Here is a 16,467-nt window from a genome sequence, read left to right on the forward strand (position 1 = left end):
CATGTTCTTCACGTAGTCGGCGTGACCCGGGCAGTCGACGTGCGCGTAGTGACGGTTCTCCGTCTCGTACTCCACGTGCGACGTGGCGATCGTCAGGATCTTCGTCGAGTCACGACGGCCCTGCGACTCGGACGCCTTCGCGACTTCGTCGTAGGCGACGTACTTCGTGCCGTAGCCCTTGTCCGACGAGATCTTCGTGAGTGCCGCGGTCGTGGTGGTCTTGCCGTGGTCGACGTGGCCGATCGTACCCACGTTCACGTGCGGCTTGTTCCGCTCGAACTTTGCCTTGCCCATGGTTCTGTCTGTGCTTGGGTAGTGAATGAGGGGTGAGGCTTACGCCTTCACCTTGCTGATGATCTCTTCGGCCTTCGACTTCGGCACTTCTTCGTAGTGCGAGAACTCCATCGAGTAGACCGCGCGCCCCTGCGACATGCTGCGCAGACGCGTCGAGTAGCCGAACATCTCCGCCAGCGGCACCGTGGCCGAGATGACCTGCGCCTCACCACGCTGCGTCATGCCGCCGATCTTGCCGCGCCGCGAGGAGAGATCGCCGAGGACGTCGCCCATGTACGCTTCGGGGCTCACGACCTCGACCTTCATCACCGGCTCCAGCAGGCAGGGGCTGGCCGCCTTCGCGGCCTCCTTGAACGCCATGGACCCGGCAATCTTGAACGCCATTTCCGACGAGTCGACTTCGTGGTACGAACCGAAGGTCAGCTGGACCTTCACGTCCACCACCGGATAGCCGGCGAGGACACCGTTCTCGAGGGCTTCCTTGATGCCCTGCTCGACCGGTCCGATGTACTCACGCGGGATCACGCCGCCCACGATCTTGTCTTCGAACACGAAGCCCTGGCCCTGTTCGGACGGCTCCATGTTGATGACCACGTGACCGTACTGACCCTTACCGCCCGACTGACGGACGAACTTGCCTTCCACCTTTTCGACGCGCTTCTTGATCGTCTCACGGTAGGCCACCTGCGGGCGACCCACGTTCGCGTCGACCTTGAACTCGCGCATCATGCGGTCGACGATGATCTCGAGGTGCAGCTCACCCATGCCGGCGATGATCGTCTGACCGGTCTCGGCATCGGAGCGCACGCGGAACGTCGGATCTTCCTCAGCCAGCTTCTGCAGCGCGATGGCCAACTTGTCCTGGTCGGCCTTCGTCTTCGGCTCGATGGCCACGTCGATGACGGGGGCCGGGAACTTCATGGCCTCGAGGATGAGCGGATTGTCTTCCGTGCACAGCGTGTCGCCCGTGCGCGTGTCCTTGAGACCGATGGCGGCGGCGATGTCACCGGCGCGCACTTCCTCGATTTCCTCGCGCTTGTTGGCGTGCATCTGGAGCAGACGGCCCACACGCTCGCGCTTGTCCTTCGTGCTGTTGTACACGTAGCTGCCCGAGTTGAGCACGCCCGAATACACGCGGAAGAAGGTCAGCTTTCCGACGAACGGGTCGGTGGCAATCTTGAACGCCAGCGCCGCGAACGGCGCGTCGTCCTTGATCGGCGCATCGATGAACGTTTCGTCGTGGTGCGGCAGGTGCCCCTGGATGGCCGGGACGTCGATCGGCGCCGGGAGGTAATCGATCACGGCGTCGAGAAGCGCCTGCACGCCCTTGTTCTTGAACGAGGCGCCGCAGAAGACCGGGATAAATTCCATCGCGATGGTCGCCTTGCGGATGGCCTGACGGATCTCGGCCATCGAAAGCTCCTCACCCGCGAGGTACTTCTCCATCAGCGCTTCGTCGTATTCGACGGCGGCTTCGATGGCCTCGTGGCGGGCCTGCTCGCACGCGTCCTTGAACTCAGCCGGCACTTCGACCACCGAGAACGTCTTGCCCATCGTCTCGTCATGGAAGATGTACTGCTTGCGCTCGAGCACGTCGATGTGGCCCGTGAACGTCTCACCCGAACCGACCGGCAGCTGCAGCGGGAACGCGCGCTTGCTCAGGCGGTCGCGGATCATGGCGAGGCAGCGATCGAAGTTCGCGCCCACACGATCCATCTTGTTCGAGAAGATCATGCGCGGCACGCGATAGCGATCGGCCTGACGCCACACGGTCTCGGTCTGCGGCTCCACGCCGGCGACGGAGTCGAGCAGCGTGACGGCGCCGTCGAGCACGCGGAGCGAACGCTCCACTTCGACGGTGAAGTCCACGTGGCCCGGCGTGTCGATGATGTTGATCCGGTACTCCGGACCGTCACCCTTCTTGTCGCTCTGGCCATGGCGCTGCCAGAAGCAGGTCGTCGCGGCCGACGTGATCGTGATGCCGCGCTCCTGTTCCTGCTCCATCCAGTCCATGGTGGCGGCGCCATCGTGGACTTCACCGATCTTGTGCGACTTCCCCGTGTAATAGAGGATGCGCTCGGTGGTCGTCGTCTTGCCGGCATCGATGTGCGCCATGATGCCGATATTTCGGTAGTGCTCGAGCGGGGTCGTACGCGGCATAGTCGTCGGTCAGCGCCGCCAGGGCGGCGCAGTGGAAAACGAAAGTGAACCAGCAAAAAAACGGCTGGACCAGACCTCCCATGTGGGGAGCGGTATCCATCCGCTGTCGCCGGGTACGCTCGCCGCTGCTGCGCGAGTGGGGACCCAAGCGCGCCACCTGTCGAAGAACTGCCGACTCCAACTGGTGACGTCGAATTGACTGCGTTTTGGTGCAGACTCACAAGTTCACTAATCCAGGCGGCGCTGTCAAGGCGTGGTACCTGTGCGTTTTGCCGCGCCGCGGGCGCCGATTTGGAGCCCCGCGTTTACATGAAGCGCAGCCGCGTGGAGCGTCTGCAACAGTAGGGCACCCAGTTGTTTCACCAATGCAGCAGTTTTGAGCCCATGCCAAAGGTCACACATCCATGGCGGGGTTCAGTTCTGTGACAGACGACGCCTCGGAGATTGGTGCACAAAACGTTGACCAACAAACACTTACCACTATCTTTCCACAACGGACTCAGCCGCAAGCTGTGATGACAGGGTATGGTCGAGGCCGGCTCTGGTACGCGTGATGCACTTCACAGGGCCAGGAGCAGCGCAGCTCGCTACCGCTCCGCTACATTACCAGGTCATGAGGCCTACCATGAAGTTCACGACCCTGCTGTCCATCGGACTCCTGTCGCTGCCCACCACCCTGCTCGCGCAGGGACAGGTGGTCGGCCCCAATGGTACGTCCGTGCTCGGCGACCCCACCAACTGGACCTATTCCCAGCAGGCTGGCGGATCGGCACAGGTCACCACTGCCCTGCCCTGCGGCACCGAGACCATCGGGCCGTGCAGCGGCGGCTATGGCAACGTCGGAAGCGGGTCGCTCGAGCTGTCGGTGACCGGCAACGGCTCCATCACCGCCGGCTACGACGACTGGGCCTTCTACTATCTGTATGCCGGCGGCAGCGCGGCCAACACCATCAACACCGGCGCCTCGTTCGGCAATCTGGAGAAGCTGAGCGCGCTCTCCTTCGACTGGTACCGTACCGGCCTGTCGGGTTGGGATGCGCCGGTGGGCAGCGTGCAGAACACCGACAACAAGCCCATCACGCCCGCCGACTGGGCCTACAAGACGCCGGTGCTGCGCCTGCAGCTGCGCGAATACCGCGACGGCAAGCCCGATGTGCTGAGTGAACTGGTGTGGGAAGGCTACTACAACCAGTGCGCCCTTGGCGCCGATCAGGTGAACTGCGCGAACAACAAGACCACGGTAGACAAGTGGGTCACCCAGGGCCAGATGCAGTTGGGCAACTTCTGGTACGTGGCGCCTCCCGCGCAGAACGGCACGGCGGGCTACAGCCAGAACGGCTCCTGCTCATCGCAAATGAGCTTCTGGGCGGGTGGTGTGGATGCGGCCAATGCGGCCAACCTGTTCAGCGAGAACGGATGCCTGTTCGGCGCGAACGTCGAAGTCATCGGCATTGCCGTCGGTGTGGGCAGCCAGTGGCCGCTTCCGTGGCATGGCGCCGTCGACAACGTCCGCATGGGCTTCACCGGTCAGGACGGTTATGCCGTCAACACGAACTTCGACTTCGTTCCAGTTCCCGAGCCCTCGTCGATCGCCCTGCTCGGTCTCGGCCTCGCGGGTCTTGCGGCAACGCGCCGTCGCCGTCGCATGAACGGATAAAAATGTGCGCAGCGGACTAACCCTCCGCAGACCTGCTCGCCATATTGCGCCCGGCCCGTCTCTGTGACGGGCCGGGCGTTCGTTCGTGGTACCGTGGGACGGCTTTCGGCCCGCCACATGACGGCGGGTTCCTGTCCGATGACAGGGTCGCTCCTGGCGCCGCTGCGACACCCGGCGTCTCCCTCCTCGACGTGTTCACATGTCCGCCCCTCCCGTGAAGCACACCGTCTGCCTGGTCATCGGCACGCGCCCCGAAGCCATCAAGATGGCCCCGGTCGTCGCGGCCATCCGCGAGCATCCGCATCTCGAGGCGCTCGTCATTGCCACCACGCAGCACCGCGAAATGCTCAAACAGGCGCTCGATGTCTTCGGCATAGAACCCGACATCGATCTTGGCCTCATGCAGAACGGGCAGAACCTGGGCGTATTCACCTCGCGCGCCATGGCCGCCCTCACCGAGTGCTTCCTCGAGCACCGACCGGACTTCCTGCTTGTCCAGGGAGATACGTCCACGGTGACGGCCGCCTGTCTCGCGGGATTCTACCAGGGCATTCCCATCGGACACATCGAAGCCGGCCTGCGGTCTTTCGATCTGTCGAGTCCCTTCCCCGAGGAAGTGAACCGCCGCATCGCCACCTGCACGGCGAATGTGCATTTCGCGCCCACCAACGAGGCGCGCAACAACCTCATCTCCGAAGGCATCCCGGAGAGCGACATCTTCGTCACCGGCAACACGGTGGTCGATGCCATGCACATGATTCCGCGTCGGGAAACGTTCGAGACCGCGGCACTGAATGGCATCCCCTGGGATGACAGTCAGGTGCTCGTGACCACGGTACACCGCCGCGAATCGCTGGGTGAACATCTCGAGGCCATCTGCGACGCACTCGAAGCCATTGTGCGCCTGCATGCCAACGTGCACATCGCCTTCCCCGTGCACCTCAACCCGCGCGTACGTGACGTGGTACACGCGCGGCTCGCCGGCATTCCGCGCATTCACCTGCTCGATCCGCTGCCCTATCCCGAGCTGCTCGAACTGCTGCGGCGTTCGCACTTCGTGCTCTCCGACTCCGGTGGCATCCAGGAAGAGGTGCCCACGCTCGGCAAGCCCATTCTCATCTTGCGCGATACCACCGAGCGCCCCGAAGTGGTGCACGCCGGTTTTGGTGAGCTGGTGGGAACCGATGCCACACGCATTCTCGCCCGCACGTCGGCGTTGCTTACCGACCACGCGCTGTACACCCAACGCTCCTCCGGCCGCAATCCGTTCGGCGATGGACGCGCCGCGTTTCGCATTGCGGAAGTCATCGACACGCTGCTGCGTCATCCGCCTGAGCGTCGCGGCCCGCGCCGCCTTGATCATGACCAGGTGAACGCCACGCTGGAACGTCTGTCGGGTGCCAGCTGATATGCTGCGCCTTTCTCTGTCGGTGCGCGCGATGCGTACCCGGGCGGCGGCCCTTGTCCTGACCGCCCTGCTCTGGCCGCAACGCAGTGACGCCCAGGCCCCACTTGCCGGCGGGCTCCCCGGCTCATGGGCGGAGGTGAATGCGTTTGCCCAACGTGTCACCAATGATTTTGGTGACTGGTCCGGCGCTTACGCGCGTGTGGTCAACCCGCGTGCCATGGACACGTTCTACGGTGAGGTGCTCGCGCTGCGCGGCTTCCGTGAACAGGGCATCCAGGTGGGCGCCGCCCATCGGCACGACTGGAACGCACGGCTCTTTCACGTCATTGGCGTGAATGTGGGCGACGGGTCGCCCATTCTGCCGCGTCTGCGCAGCGATGCACAAGTCGGTCTCAGACTCGGCGCGCGCAAGGAGTGGCAGGTCACCGGCGGCGGTTCGTACGTCAAATCGCCGTTCGAGTTGTACGATGTGGCTGCCACCGGATCGATTGCGTGGTTTGCCCCCAAGGCGCTGCTGCTCGAAGTGTCGGGGCGGTACAACACCAGTCAGCCCGGCACCATCCGCTCGCACCGCCTTCAGGGGGTGAGCATTCTCACACCCTCACCGCGTCGCAGTTTTTCGGTGCGTGTGGGGGGCGGCAGTGAGGGCTGGCAGATCATCTCCGCGAACACGACGCTCCGGCGCTTTCATTCGCAGGAGTATGCGCTGGCCTGGCGCGAAAAGCTCACGACGCAGTGGGCCCTCAGTCTGCAGGGCGACCGCTACGTCAATCCGTTCTTCTCTCGAACCGGAGTGACCCTCGGTGTCGCGCGTTACTGGTAAGCCGTCCCGGCGCATAGACCAATTGCGTGATCGTGGGTTCCGCGGCGGGCGCATCGCGCCACACCGCGCGATGATCGGCCTCGAGATCTCCTGGACCCTGCTCGTCGATCTCTTCGTGCTGCCGATGATGTTCGCGGTGGCCATGTTCGCGCTGCTCGACCCGCTCATGGGCGCATGGCGCGAGTTCTTCAATGCCATTCGCGACCCCCTCGGACTCCCCGGCGTGGTATCGACGCGGGTCTTCGAAGTGGGGCCGCTTGGCGTGGCCATTCCGTACTTCACGGCGGGCAGCTTCTGGCCCGAGCCGCGCGATCTGCAGACGGGATGGCTGGTCACCGTCGTGCTCTTCGCCGTCAGCTTCTTTCTCAAGGACCGCTGGCTGCCCTTCGGTTACCTGTTGCGCTTTCTCGCGGCCATTCAGCTGACGGCGCAGCTCTGGTTTACCTTTGCCGCGCCGCCGTTCACCTACGACCTCCCGTCATACACGGCCGGGTTGCTCATCTGCGGTGTGGTCATTCTGGTGCTCTCGCCGTTTCTGGTGGCGTTCACCTTCCACATCTTCGATTTCCTGCTCTGGCAGAAGGTCGCCATGGGCACGCTGCTGCTGGCCCACCTGAGCGTCCTGCTGCCGCTGCAGGCGGCCGTGCATACCTGGGTCATCCATCGCGCCTCCTTGTTGGCGATGCCCATGCTGTTTCTGGTCTTCGGCGTGCTGCTCGACGTATTCGTGTACGTGGCGCTCTATGGCTGGGGCATGAGCTGGCGATCGGGTGGCGTGCTTGATTCGGTGGAGCGACGCCCGCCCACCATGCCGACGCGCTACCCCGAAGACCGTCCGCGTCCCACCCCCACGCCGCAGTCGGTGCGGGCCATCACGCCCATCGGCTCGCAGATCATTCGCGCCCTCGGTTACGGCTCGATGCTGGTGCGGCGTCTGGGCCTCGGGGGCCGTCCATGAACACACTGGTCGGCTTTGCCAACGTGGGACTCTGGGTGTGCATCGTGATCCTCGCGATCTACACCCTGCGGCACTACTTCTTCACGCTCAATCGCCTGTTCGGACGGCATCGTCAGCCCTTCGTCGACGTCATTCAGGCCGACTGGCCTTCACTCGTGGTGTTTGTGCCGGCGCACAACGAGGAGCGCGTCATCCGTGATTCACTCGATGCGCTGCTCACCTGCGACTATCCCGAGGACCGGCTCAAGATCGTGCCGGTGGATGACCGCTCCACGGATGACACGCGCAACATCCTGAAGGAGTACGCTGAGAACTATCCGGGGCGCATCATTCCCTTCCTGCGTGACGAAGGCATTCCCGGCAAGGCCGCGGCGCTGGCTGACGCGATGGCGCTGCATCAGGATGAAATCTTCCTGGTGTTCGATGCCGACTACATCCCCGGTGAACGTCTGCTCAAGCAGCTCGTCGCGCCGTTCTTCGACGCGGAAGTGGGCGCGGTCATGGGCCGCGTCGTGCCACTCAACGTGGGGCTGTCATTGCTCACGCGTCTGCTCGACCTCGAGCGCGCCGGCGGCTATCAGGTGGACCAGCAGGCCCGCATGAACCTGCGTCTCGTGCCGCAGTACGGCGGCACCGTGGGTGGCGTGCGCCGCGCGGCGCTCGAACACGTGGGCGGCTGGAACGTGGACTCGCTGGCCGAGGACACCGACCTCACGGTGCGCCTGGTGATCGCCGGTTGGGAGGTCGTGTACCAGAATCGCTCGGAGTGCTACGAAGAAGTGCCCGAGACCTGGGAGTCGCGCATCCGGCAGATCAAGCGCTGGGCCAAGGGGCACAATCAGGCGCTGCGTCGGTATGTGGCCGCGCTGCTCACCAATCGCTCGCGCCTGCCTCTGGCACAGGTGATCGACGGCGCGTTGCTGCTCGGCGTGTTTGTCGTGCCCCTGGTGCTCGCCGTGGGTTGGCTCTGCACCATCATTCTGTTCTTCGCCGGCTATCCGCCCGAGTGGGGGCGCTTCACCGTGCTCGCGATCTCGTCGTTCAACACCGTCGGCAACTTCGCCGCGTTCTTCCAGGTGGCTGCCGCCAGTCGTCTCGATGGATCGCGCGAACGCATTCGTATGCTGCCATTCCTCTTCCTCGGCTTCCTCGTGAGCACCTTTGCCGTGGGTCGCGCGTCGCTGTCCCGCGCGTCGTGGCTGCGTGGCCGTCCGGTGCAGTGGCAGAAGACCGAGCGGCACCGTGAAGGCCGTGCCAACGTGGGCGGGAACGGAGGGCGCCTTTGATGCCGACCACACCAGGCATGGCCTTCGCCCTGCTGCTGCTGGCGCTGTTCGCGTGGATGGCGCTGCCCCTCATTCCCGCGTTCATGGAGTTGCTGCGACCGCGCGATGCAGCGCCATTGAGCGCCGTTGGCAACGACGCGGGCAAGCTCACGTATTTCGCCGACTCGTTCACCAAGCGCGCGCAGCGTGAAGGCCTGCTGGGCACCATGGTGCCGCCGCGGCTTGGTGATGGCACGCCCGTGCTGTCGCATTCGCAGGGCGCGCCGCTGGTCAAGCAGCGCAAGCCCATCGAAGACATGGTCGTGCTGATGGACAGCACACCGCTGCCCGAAGACTGTGAGCTGGCCACCGAGGTGTTGGCGCGCCTCACGGTGCGCGGCAGTAACGGTGTGGTGTATCGGGCATTGCTGGGGCAGCGCGACGTGTACCTCGGCGAACGCTCCACCGTGCTGCGCTGGGTGCACGCCAAGGGCCGACTCGAGGTGGCCAATCATTGTCGCCTGCTCGGACGCGCCACGGCCGAACGCACGATCGTGTTGGGCACCGACGTTACCTTCGAGCGACTCGAAGCCGGTGTCATTCGCGTGACTGATGTCGAGACGGTTGAAGCTCCCACGCTACCCACGGGCGCCTATGAGCGCTTTGTGCCCAGCTACGGCAAGCAGTTGGCGCCCGCATACTGGCGCATCGATGGTGGCCTGCCCATCACCGCTGGTTCAGCGTTCATTGGCTCCGCCATTGCGACCGGATCCATCGTCGTCAACGACGGCGCACGCGTGACGGGTTCACTCAAGGCACACGACGAAATCATCGTGCGCAGCGGTGCGGTGGTGACCGGCTCACTGTCTGCACGCAAGCGCATCACGCTCGAGCGCGGCGCACGCGTCACCGGCCCCATCATCTCCGAGGAAGCCATTGTGGTGGAGGCGGTGGTGGTGGGCAGCAGCACCAAGCCCACAACCATCACGGCACCGGTCGTGCGTCTGCTGCCGGGTGCAACCGTCTATGGCGCCGTCATGGCCAGTGAGAACGGGCTGACCGTGGCGTAGTGGCAGTGACGTTAGCGGCGGCACGCCGATGGCTGGCGCAAAAGCAACGGGGCCCCGGATTGAATCCGGGGCCCCGTTGTGTATTCGCCGTAGCGAAAGACCTTACCAGCGATAGTGCGCGAAGGCCTTGTTGGCCTCGGCCATGCGGTGCGTGTCTTCCTTCTTCTTGATGGCATTGCCTTCGCCACGCGCCGCAGCCAGCACTTCGGCAGCGAGCTTCTCGGGCATGCTCTTCTCGTTGCGATCGCGCGAGTACGAGATGAGCCAGCGCATGGCCAGCGCCGTACGGCGGTCCTGACGGACTTCCACGGGCACCTGGTAGGTGGCACCACCAACGCGGCGGCTCTTGACCTCGATGACCGGCTTGAGGTTGTTGAGCGCCTGCTTGAACACGCCCACACCCGGCTGGCTCGTCTTGGCTTCGACGATGTCCATCGCGCTGTAGAAGATGCCTTCCGCGGTGGACTTCTTGCCCTGCGACATCAGGTTGTTGATGAACTTCGAGACAGTCTGGCTGTCATAGCGCGCATCAGGCAACACGACGCGCTTCACGGCACTCTTGCGACGGCTCACTTCTTCTTACCTCCCGCAGCGGCCTGGCCCGGCTTGGGGCGCTTGGTGCCGTACTTCGAACGGCTCTGATTGCGGCCGTTGACGCCCGAGGCGTCGAGCGTACCGCGGACGATGTGGTAACGCACGCCCGGCAGGTCCTTCACACGGCCGCCGCGCACGAGCACGATCGAGTGTTCCTGCAGGTTGTGGCCTTCACCGGGAATGTACGCGGTGACCTCGAGCTGGTTCGTGAGACGAACACGCGCAACCTTGCGCAGCGCCGAGTTGGGCTTCTTGGGCGTCGTGGTATAGACGCGGGTGCACACGCCACGCTTGAACGGATTGCTCTTGAGCGCGGGTGCCTTGGACTTCTCCACCACGTCCTTTCGGGCGCGGCGGACCAGCTGGTTGATCGTAGGCATCAGGGTCTGGTGGCCCATCGACACAGGCCGATGGGAAGTTCGTACGCCGACTTCTACGTGGATCGCCTCGCCAACAAACTGAGGTCCGAATGCGAGGCGGCACGGAACAGAACCCTAAGCTTAGGCAGGACCGGAGGGCGGGTCAACCGCTCCCCACCCTTTTCCGGTCACTTTCAGCTCTCCCTGGGGCCGATCCATGAGCCCGGTACCGGGCCGGGCGTGGCCGGCCTACTTGCCACCCGCCAGGCTGGCCTTGACCAGCTCGCCGATCCGCTTCTCCAACCCGCCGATCGAGTTGCACCGCACATCGCTGGACGCGGCCGTGGTGGGATTGCGTCCCGTGCCCTCCACGGTGCTTTCGATGACGCTGGTGCCGGGCGCATCGCCGGCCACCACCCGCGACTGGATGGTGAGGGTGAGCTGATAGGTCTCGGCATTGGGCATGCCGCTGTCCCCACCGCAATCCACCGCCCGCATGGTGGGCACGTCGCCAATGCGGCGCCTGACGCGGTACGCCTGGTTGGCCACAGTCCTTGCCGCCTGATTGAGGTCAGTGACCGGGATCTTGAGTGTGCCGTAGGCCGCCGCCAGCGCCTGAAAGGCGGCGTCGGGCGCGGCGGGCACCACGAGGCGGTTGACCGAAGTATTGGTGACCATGTTGACCCCGGTGGCCGAACCCGACATGCCCTGCAGCACGGCGGTCTGGACACGACTGCCCCCCATGTCGTCCGGCCGCGCCGCGGCGCTGCCACTGCCGCCACCCGAGGCACAGGCCCCCAATAGGGCGCTGAAGGCCAACAGGCTCGCGGTGGCCCATCCGGAACGGGGCCTGGGTATTTGCCGACCACCCGCCTTAACGCCCCCCGATGTAGCCGCGTCCCCCGATTGGCGAATCACAGGGGCTGCGAAGAACGTAGAGCGCCAGAGAGGGTGGAGCATACGCATGGCCGACTCCTGATGCATCATTCGGGGGAGCTGCGGTGTCTCACCTTCGGCAAGAGCGCCGAGGTGTGAAGCCGAGCCGTGAGGGACAAAGCGGCGGGTTCTGGGGCGCTACGATATGGCCCGTTTCGTTTTGACGCCATATCGTGCCATAGGTTCCACATCCCGATTCACCGCTGGTCCCGATACCCGTGAGCGATTTTCAGGCCCGACTTCAGCAGGCACTCGACACCGACTTCCAGATTGAACGGGAACTCGGCGGCGCCGGCATGTCCCGCGTCTTCGTGGCCACCGAGCGGGCCCTGCAGCGACGCGTGGTCATCAAGGTGCTGCCGCCCGAACTGGCCGCCGGCGTGAACGTCGAGCGCTTCCGCCGCGAAATACAGCTCGCGGCGCAGCTGCAGCATCCGCATATCGTCCCGCTGCTCTCGGCGGGCGATGACCGGGGCCTGCTGTGGTTCTCCATGCCCTACGTCGAGGGCGAGTCGCTGCGCGGCACGCTCACGCGGCAAGAGCGGCTGTCCGCGCGCGATGTGGTGCGCATTCTCCATGATGTCGTGGACGCGCTGGCCTACGCCCATGCGCGCGGTGTCGTGCATCGCGATATCAAGCCCGACAACATTCTCACGTCGGGTATGCACGCGCTGGTCACCGACTTCGGTGTGGCCAAGGCGCTCAGTGCGGCCAGCCCTGTGCCGGGTGGCACCACGACAGGCATGGCCATAGGTACGCCGGCCTACATGGCGCCCGAGCAACTGGCTGCCGACCCGGCCGCTGATCATCGTGTGGATCTTTATGCGGTGGGGCTTCTGGCGTACGAGCTGCTGACCGGAAAGGGCCCGTTTGCGGGCACTTCACCGCAGGCCACGCTGGCGGCGCAGCTCACCCAGATGCCGGAGCCGCCGCATCGCACCTTCAGCGACATCCCCGAGTCGCTGTCGACGCTCATCATGCACTGTCTCGAAAAGGACGCGGGCAAGCGGCCGGCCACGGCCACGGCGCTGCTCGCTGAGCTCGAGGCCCTGCCGCCCATGTCCGGTGCAATGTTGGCGCCGCCGCGTCGGCCACGTCGGACCGCGCTCTGGCTCACCGTCGGTACGCTGGGGGCGGCCGCTGCGCTGTGGGCCATGACGGCGCGCCCCTGGCAGGCTTCGCGCGAGAGTTCAGGGGCTAGCGGACGCAGCCCTGACGCCCTGCGCGCACGTGACATAGGCCCGGGAGCCGGTGCCCGCAGCATGGACATCGCGGTGGGCAATGACGGCGACACTGCCGTCGTCGGCGACAGCAGCGCGCCCGTGTTTCGCGCCATGGGTGATGCAGCCCCGTCGCTCACTCTGCCGCTGGTCATCACGCGCGCCGAGTCGCTGGCGATTGCCGAGGCCGTGCGGAAGCGTCAGCAGGAGGAACGGGCTGCGGCACCGTTGCCGGCACCAGCGTCCGTTTCGGGTGCCGTGACTCCGCGCCGCAGCGGCACCGCCACCAACGAGCGTGTCGTCGCTTCGGGCGATACCATCGGCATCCCCTTGGGCGCTGTGGGCAGCGGGAGCAACGCACGGGTGTATGTGCGCACCATCGACGGTGTGACGGAAATCGATCGCGCGCTCATCAGGGCGGAGGTCGGTCGCATCTTTGCCGACTCCATGGCGCGGGCCATGCGGCATCTCGATTCCGCCATGGCAGCGTCACCGCGCAGCTTTCGCTTCACGCCCACGCGTCCGGTGGCGCCGAGCACGGTTATGCCGCTCATGGCGCCGCCACGTGATGCGCGGCTGCGCGTCGTCGTCACGCCCTACACCAACTCCACGGGCAGTGGCAAGTACAGCAGCATGTCACGCGGACTCGCTGACGAATTGCGCAGCGGCATCAGCGCCGAGCGCTTTGACGTGGTACCTGAAGACATGGTAGAGAAGGCGTTGCGTTCGCTGCCCGATCGCATGTCAGTGGGCTGGGCGCTGCGCGCGGACTATGTGGTGAGTGGTGTGCTCGCTGCACGCGGCGACACGCTGCTGCTGATTACCATGCTTACCGATGTACGTACGGGCCGCTTCTCCAAGGGCACAGAGGAAGTCTTCTCGGCCACCGAGCCGGCCAAGGCCATGGAAATGGCGCGCCGGCAGGTGACGGCCTGGCTGGATACGGCCGCCACCATGGCCGCGCGTCGTGGGAGCCGGGGGCCGGCGGGTGAACCCATTCGGTGAACCGATTCGGTGAACCCATTCGGTGAACCGCTCCGGTGACGTTCGCCGGTGAACCTCAGCGCTGATGGCGGGTAGCAGGCATCGTCGCGTCCCCCTCCTGCGCGGTCCCTCCCTCAGTCCTGTCCGTCGGAGTATGCAATGCGTCGGCCGGTAACACTGTGTCTGGCGGTTCTCTGTGCGATCACCGGCGCATCATGCCGCGCCAATTCGCGGGACCTGGCGCGTCTTGAGCGCGGAACCAGGCCGGCGGACTTTTCGCCGTCGCTTGGCACGGGTGTGATGCCCGGAACGGGGGCGCCGGCGCCGATTGACAGCCTCATGCCCAGCGATCCGAGCGCAGCGGATTCCCTGCCTGCAGGCATCAACGGATTCAGCGACACCGAGCTGTCGTTCATCCTCATCACCACGGACACGCTGGGGCGGCGTCCCCCGTTGGGACGGAAGCTGCTCAACGCCATCCACACGCAGTGCATTCCGATCGACGCGCACAGCAGCGCTGAGGTCGCGGTGGCCACGGCGCGCCGACATGCGGAGCGCAATCAACGCGTACCGTTCGACAGCCTGACGCCGGTTGGCATGTGTGGCAACCTGGCGTGGCGTCTGGCCATCAAGTTGTCCGATACGGTGCCCCTGCGCTGGAAGGCCGAATGGGCCGCGTGGAATCTGCTCCACCTGCGACCTTCGTTGCGCGCGCTGGCGCTGCGCGAGTTCGACGCGGATCTCGCACGCTTCCTCGCGGCTGGTGACACCGCGAGTGTGCGCGACGCCCTCGAGTATTTCGCCGGCGAAATGTGGGTGCGTGCGCAGGCCAGGCTCGAGCGTCCGCTGCAAGCGGTGTCAGACGACGAGCACGCGGTGCACAAGCTCGACGTGTCGGTGCCGCCGCTCATGGTCTTGCCGCCCGTGCCCCCGGCATCTCGTGAGTTGGGCGTGTCCGAAGCGGAATGGACCGCACGGCTCTACACGCGTCTGGCAGAGTTCACCCCAGTGCCAGGGCGTTCGCAGGTATTGCGGTTGGCGCTTGCGCCGTGGGTGGCCACGCGCGACTGGGACGCGCTCGACTCGGCGGCCACCGCCCTGCAGCAACTTGCCCCCCGTGATTCAGCCGTGGTCATGGCGACGGCGTTGGCGCGCTATCACAAGAGCGGTCTCGCACTGGACAAACTGGATGCGGTGTCGGCCGTGTTCGACTCGGTGGTGCGCCTGTTGCCTTCCGCGGACTCGGCGCGATTCGACGGCTTTGATGATGTGCTCACGCGTGATGACGACGTCTGGCGCTACGGTTTTCTGCCCAGCACACGTGAGGCCATCGAGCGTCGTGGCTGGCTCGTGCTCGACCCCATGTGGAGCACACGCGTGAATGAACTGCGCCTGGCGCGACGGGCGCGTGTGGCCGAGGCGGACTATCTCTATGCGAACGTGGCCAATACCGGTCAGAGCGGAAGCGAAACCGCGACGGGTCGCATGCATGTGCGGCGCGGCGCTCCGTCTCCGCGCTGGACCTTTGTGCGTGACCGGGGTGTGCATCGGCATTACGTCCGCCACTGGGATGGCTTGGCACAGGGGATCGCCATCACCCACTCGTTCGACTGGTGGCGCGCGTTCAGCGGAGGGCGGCAGCGTGCCGGGCTTATTGGTTACTGGGACGTGGTCGATGTCGATCCACGCGACTGTCCACCGCCAGCACGCAAGGCCAGTGAATGTGTGGAAGTGCAGCGTGCGCGTTGGACCGGTGTGCCCTTCGTGGGGCGCATGGACACCATCGACGTGATGCTCGCACGCTTCCGTGCACCGGGAGATTCCATCGACATGTATGTCGAGGGTCGCGTGCCACTGCGCAGCTTCCCGCATCGCGACACGCCACGTATGCGACCGGATGCGAAGATCACGTCTACGCTCTTTCTGCGCACGCCGCAGGGCGAGCCAATCATTGAGACCCAGACGCAGAGCGCTCTGCCTCCGTCGCGCACCATTGCGCTCACGCACGCGTGGCGTGCACGCACCGGTACGGGCGAAATCATGCATCGGGTGGAGGCGCTGGAGCCCTCGTTCGGATCCGGGGCGCGCGGCGTCATGCAGTTCACGTCCGACGCCGCCATCAAGATTCCGGTGAGCGGATTCGGCATGAGTGATGTCCTGGCCACGGGCAATGCGGTGGAAGCGCGAGTGCCAGCGCAGCGTTGGTCGGACTTCCGCATCACGGCCAATGCGGGGGTGGTGCTGCCCAAGCAGCGCTTCTCGTTGTTGTGGGAGATTTACGAGCTCACTCCCGGGCAGGATGGCCGCGTGCGCTGGAAGGTGGAGATTCAGCGCGAACAGGGAGCGCGCGTCATCACGGACGACGTACGTGATGCGCTCACGCAAGGCACCAAGGCCTCCGCCAAAGTGGTGGCAGCTGAACCCGACGCCTCCTCACTCAACTACACCCGCGAGGCGCCAGTGCGGCCCGTGCAGGTGGAACACGTGAAGATTCCGCTGCCCGACAACGCGGCGTTTGGGCGACACGTGATCTCGGTGACGGTCACTGATCTCGTGAGTGGACGACAGGTCTCGCGCAGTGTGGGAGTGAGGCTGCTGGTGCCGTCACTGCAAAAGCGCATTGAAGTGAAAGGGCCGACCATGCCCTTCTTCGTTCCGCCTCCAAAGGATTGAGACTTGGGGAGATGGGATGTGAGATGTGGGAGATGAGACAGAAATAGAGGATGAGATGTGAGCAAC

At 65.1% G+C, this 16,467-nt stretch carries 13 protein-coding genes; 8 read left to right on the top strand and 5 right to left on the bottom strand.

What is annotated here, in order from left to right:
• Together B2747_RS17695 and fusA are read right to left on the bottom strand one after the other, a co-directional pair.
• Window positions 1-294 (bottom strand): GTP-binding protein (locus tag B2747_RS17695; protein ID WP_291164068.1); only part of this gene is annotated, 294 nt, incomplete at its 3' end.
• Window positions 295-333: 39 nt separating this feature from the next.
• On the bottom strand, window positions 334-2,454 hold the full coding sequence (fusA, locus tag B2747_RS17700) for an elongation factor G (protein ID WP_291164071.1): 2,121 nt from the start codon (window positions 2,452-2,454) through the stop codon (window positions 334-336).
• A gap of 625 nt (window positions 2,455-3,079) precedes the next feature.
• On the opposite strand from fusA, the gene B2747_RS17705 reads away from it, so the two are divergent.
• The 6 genes from B2747_RS17705 (at window position 3,080) to B2747_RS17730 (ending at window position 9,635) form a co-directional block, all read left to right on the top strand.
• Window positions 3,080-4,111 (top strand): PEP-CTERM sorting domain-containing protein, encoded by a 1,032-nt coding sequence (locus B2747_RS17705; protein WP_291164073.1) that lies wholly within the window; start codon window positions 3,080-3,082, stop codon window positions 4,109-4,111.
• A 199-nt stretch (window positions 4,112-4,310) separates the two neighbouring features.
• Window positions 4,311-5,519: a non-hydrolyzing UDP-N-acetylglucosamine 2-epimerase gene (gene wecB / locus B2747_RS17710; protein WP_291164076.1), complete on the top strand. Its 1,209-nt coding sequence runs from the start codon at window positions 4,311-4,313 to the stop codon at window positions 5,517-5,519.
• Window position 5,520: 1 nt separating this feature from the next.
• On the top strand, window positions 5,521-6,342 hold the full coding sequence (locus tag B2747_RS17715; RefSeq protein ID WP_291164079.1) for a YaiO family outer membrane beta-barrel protein: 822 nt from the start codon (window positions 5,521-5,523) through the stop codon (window positions 6,340-6,342).
• A gap of 70 nt (window positions 6,343-6,412) precedes the next feature.
• Window positions 6,413-7,300, top strand: coding sequence for a hypothetical protein (locus B2747_RS17720; RefSeq protein ID WP_291164082.1), 888 nt, complete (start codon window positions 6,413-6,415; stop codon window positions 7,298-7,300).
• Window positions 7,297-8,586, top strand: coding sequence for a glycosyltransferase family 2 protein (locus B2747_RS17725; protein ID WP_291164085.1), 1,290 nt, complete (start codon window positions 7,297-7,299; stop codon window positions 8,584-8,586). The genes B2747_RS17720 and B2747_RS17725 overlap by 4 nt, the downstream gene beginning before the upstream one ends.
• On the top strand, window positions 8,586-9,635 hold the full coding sequence (locus B2747_RS17730) for a polymer-forming cytoskeletal protein (RefSeq protein WP_291164087.1): 1,050 nt from the start codon (window positions 8,586-8,588) through the stop codon (window positions 9,633-9,635). The genes B2747_RS17725 and B2747_RS17730 overlap by 1 nt, the downstream gene beginning before the upstream one ends.
• A gap of 102 nt (window positions 9,636-9,737) precedes the next feature.
• Here the strand turns inward: B2747_RS17730 and rpsG are convergent, their stop codons facing one another.
• The 3 genes from rpsG to B2747_RS17745 all read right to left on the bottom strand — a co-directional run bounded on the left by rpsG (window position 9,738) and on the right by B2747_RS17745 (window position 11,407).
• On the bottom strand, window positions 9,738-10,208 hold the full coding sequence (gene rpsG / locus B2747_RS17735) for a 30S ribosomal protein S7 (RefSeq protein ID WP_291164090.1): 471 nt from the start codon (window positions 10,206-10,208) through the stop codon (window positions 9,738-9,740).
• The gene (rpsL, locus tag B2747_RS17740; RefSeq protein WP_291164093.1) at window positions 10,205-10,609 is read right to left on the bottom strand and encodes a 30S ribosomal protein S12; all 405 of its coding nucleotides are present in this window, start codon (window positions 10,607-10,609) and stop codon (window positions 10,205-10,207) included. The genes rpsG and rpsL overlap by 4 nt, the downstream gene beginning before the upstream one ends.
• A gap of 228 nt (window positions 10,610-10,837) precedes the next feature.
• Complete coding sequence (locus tag B2747_RS17745; protein ID WP_291164096.1) at window positions 10,838-11,407, bottom strand: hypothetical protein; 570 nt, start codon at window positions 11,405-11,407, stop codon at window positions 10,838-10,840.
• Between the two features lie 335 nt (window positions 11,408-11,742).
• Here B2747_RS17745 and B2747_RS17750 point away from each other — a divergent pair, with 335 nt between their 5' ends.
• On the top strand, window positions 11,743-13,749 hold the full coding sequence (locus tag B2747_RS17750; RefSeq protein ID WP_291164099.1) for a serine/threonine-protein kinase: 2,007 nt from the start codon (window positions 11,743-11,745) through the stop codon (window positions 13,747-13,749).
• A gap of 318 nt (window positions 13,750-14,067) precedes the next feature.
• On the top strand, window positions 14,068-16,401 hold the full coding sequence (locus B2747_RS17755; RefSeq protein WP_291164102.1) for a hypothetical protein: 2,334 nt from the start codon (window positions 14,068-14,070) through the stop codon (window positions 16,399-16,401).
• The last annotated feature ends 66 nt before the right edge of the window (window positions 16,402-16,467 follow it).

The sequence above is a fragment of the Gemmatimonas sp. UBA7669 genome, assembly GCF_002483225.1.
Taxonomy (GTDB): domain Bacteria; phylum Gemmatimonadota; class Gemmatimonadetes; order Gemmatimonadales; family Gemmatimonadaceae; genus Gemmatimonas.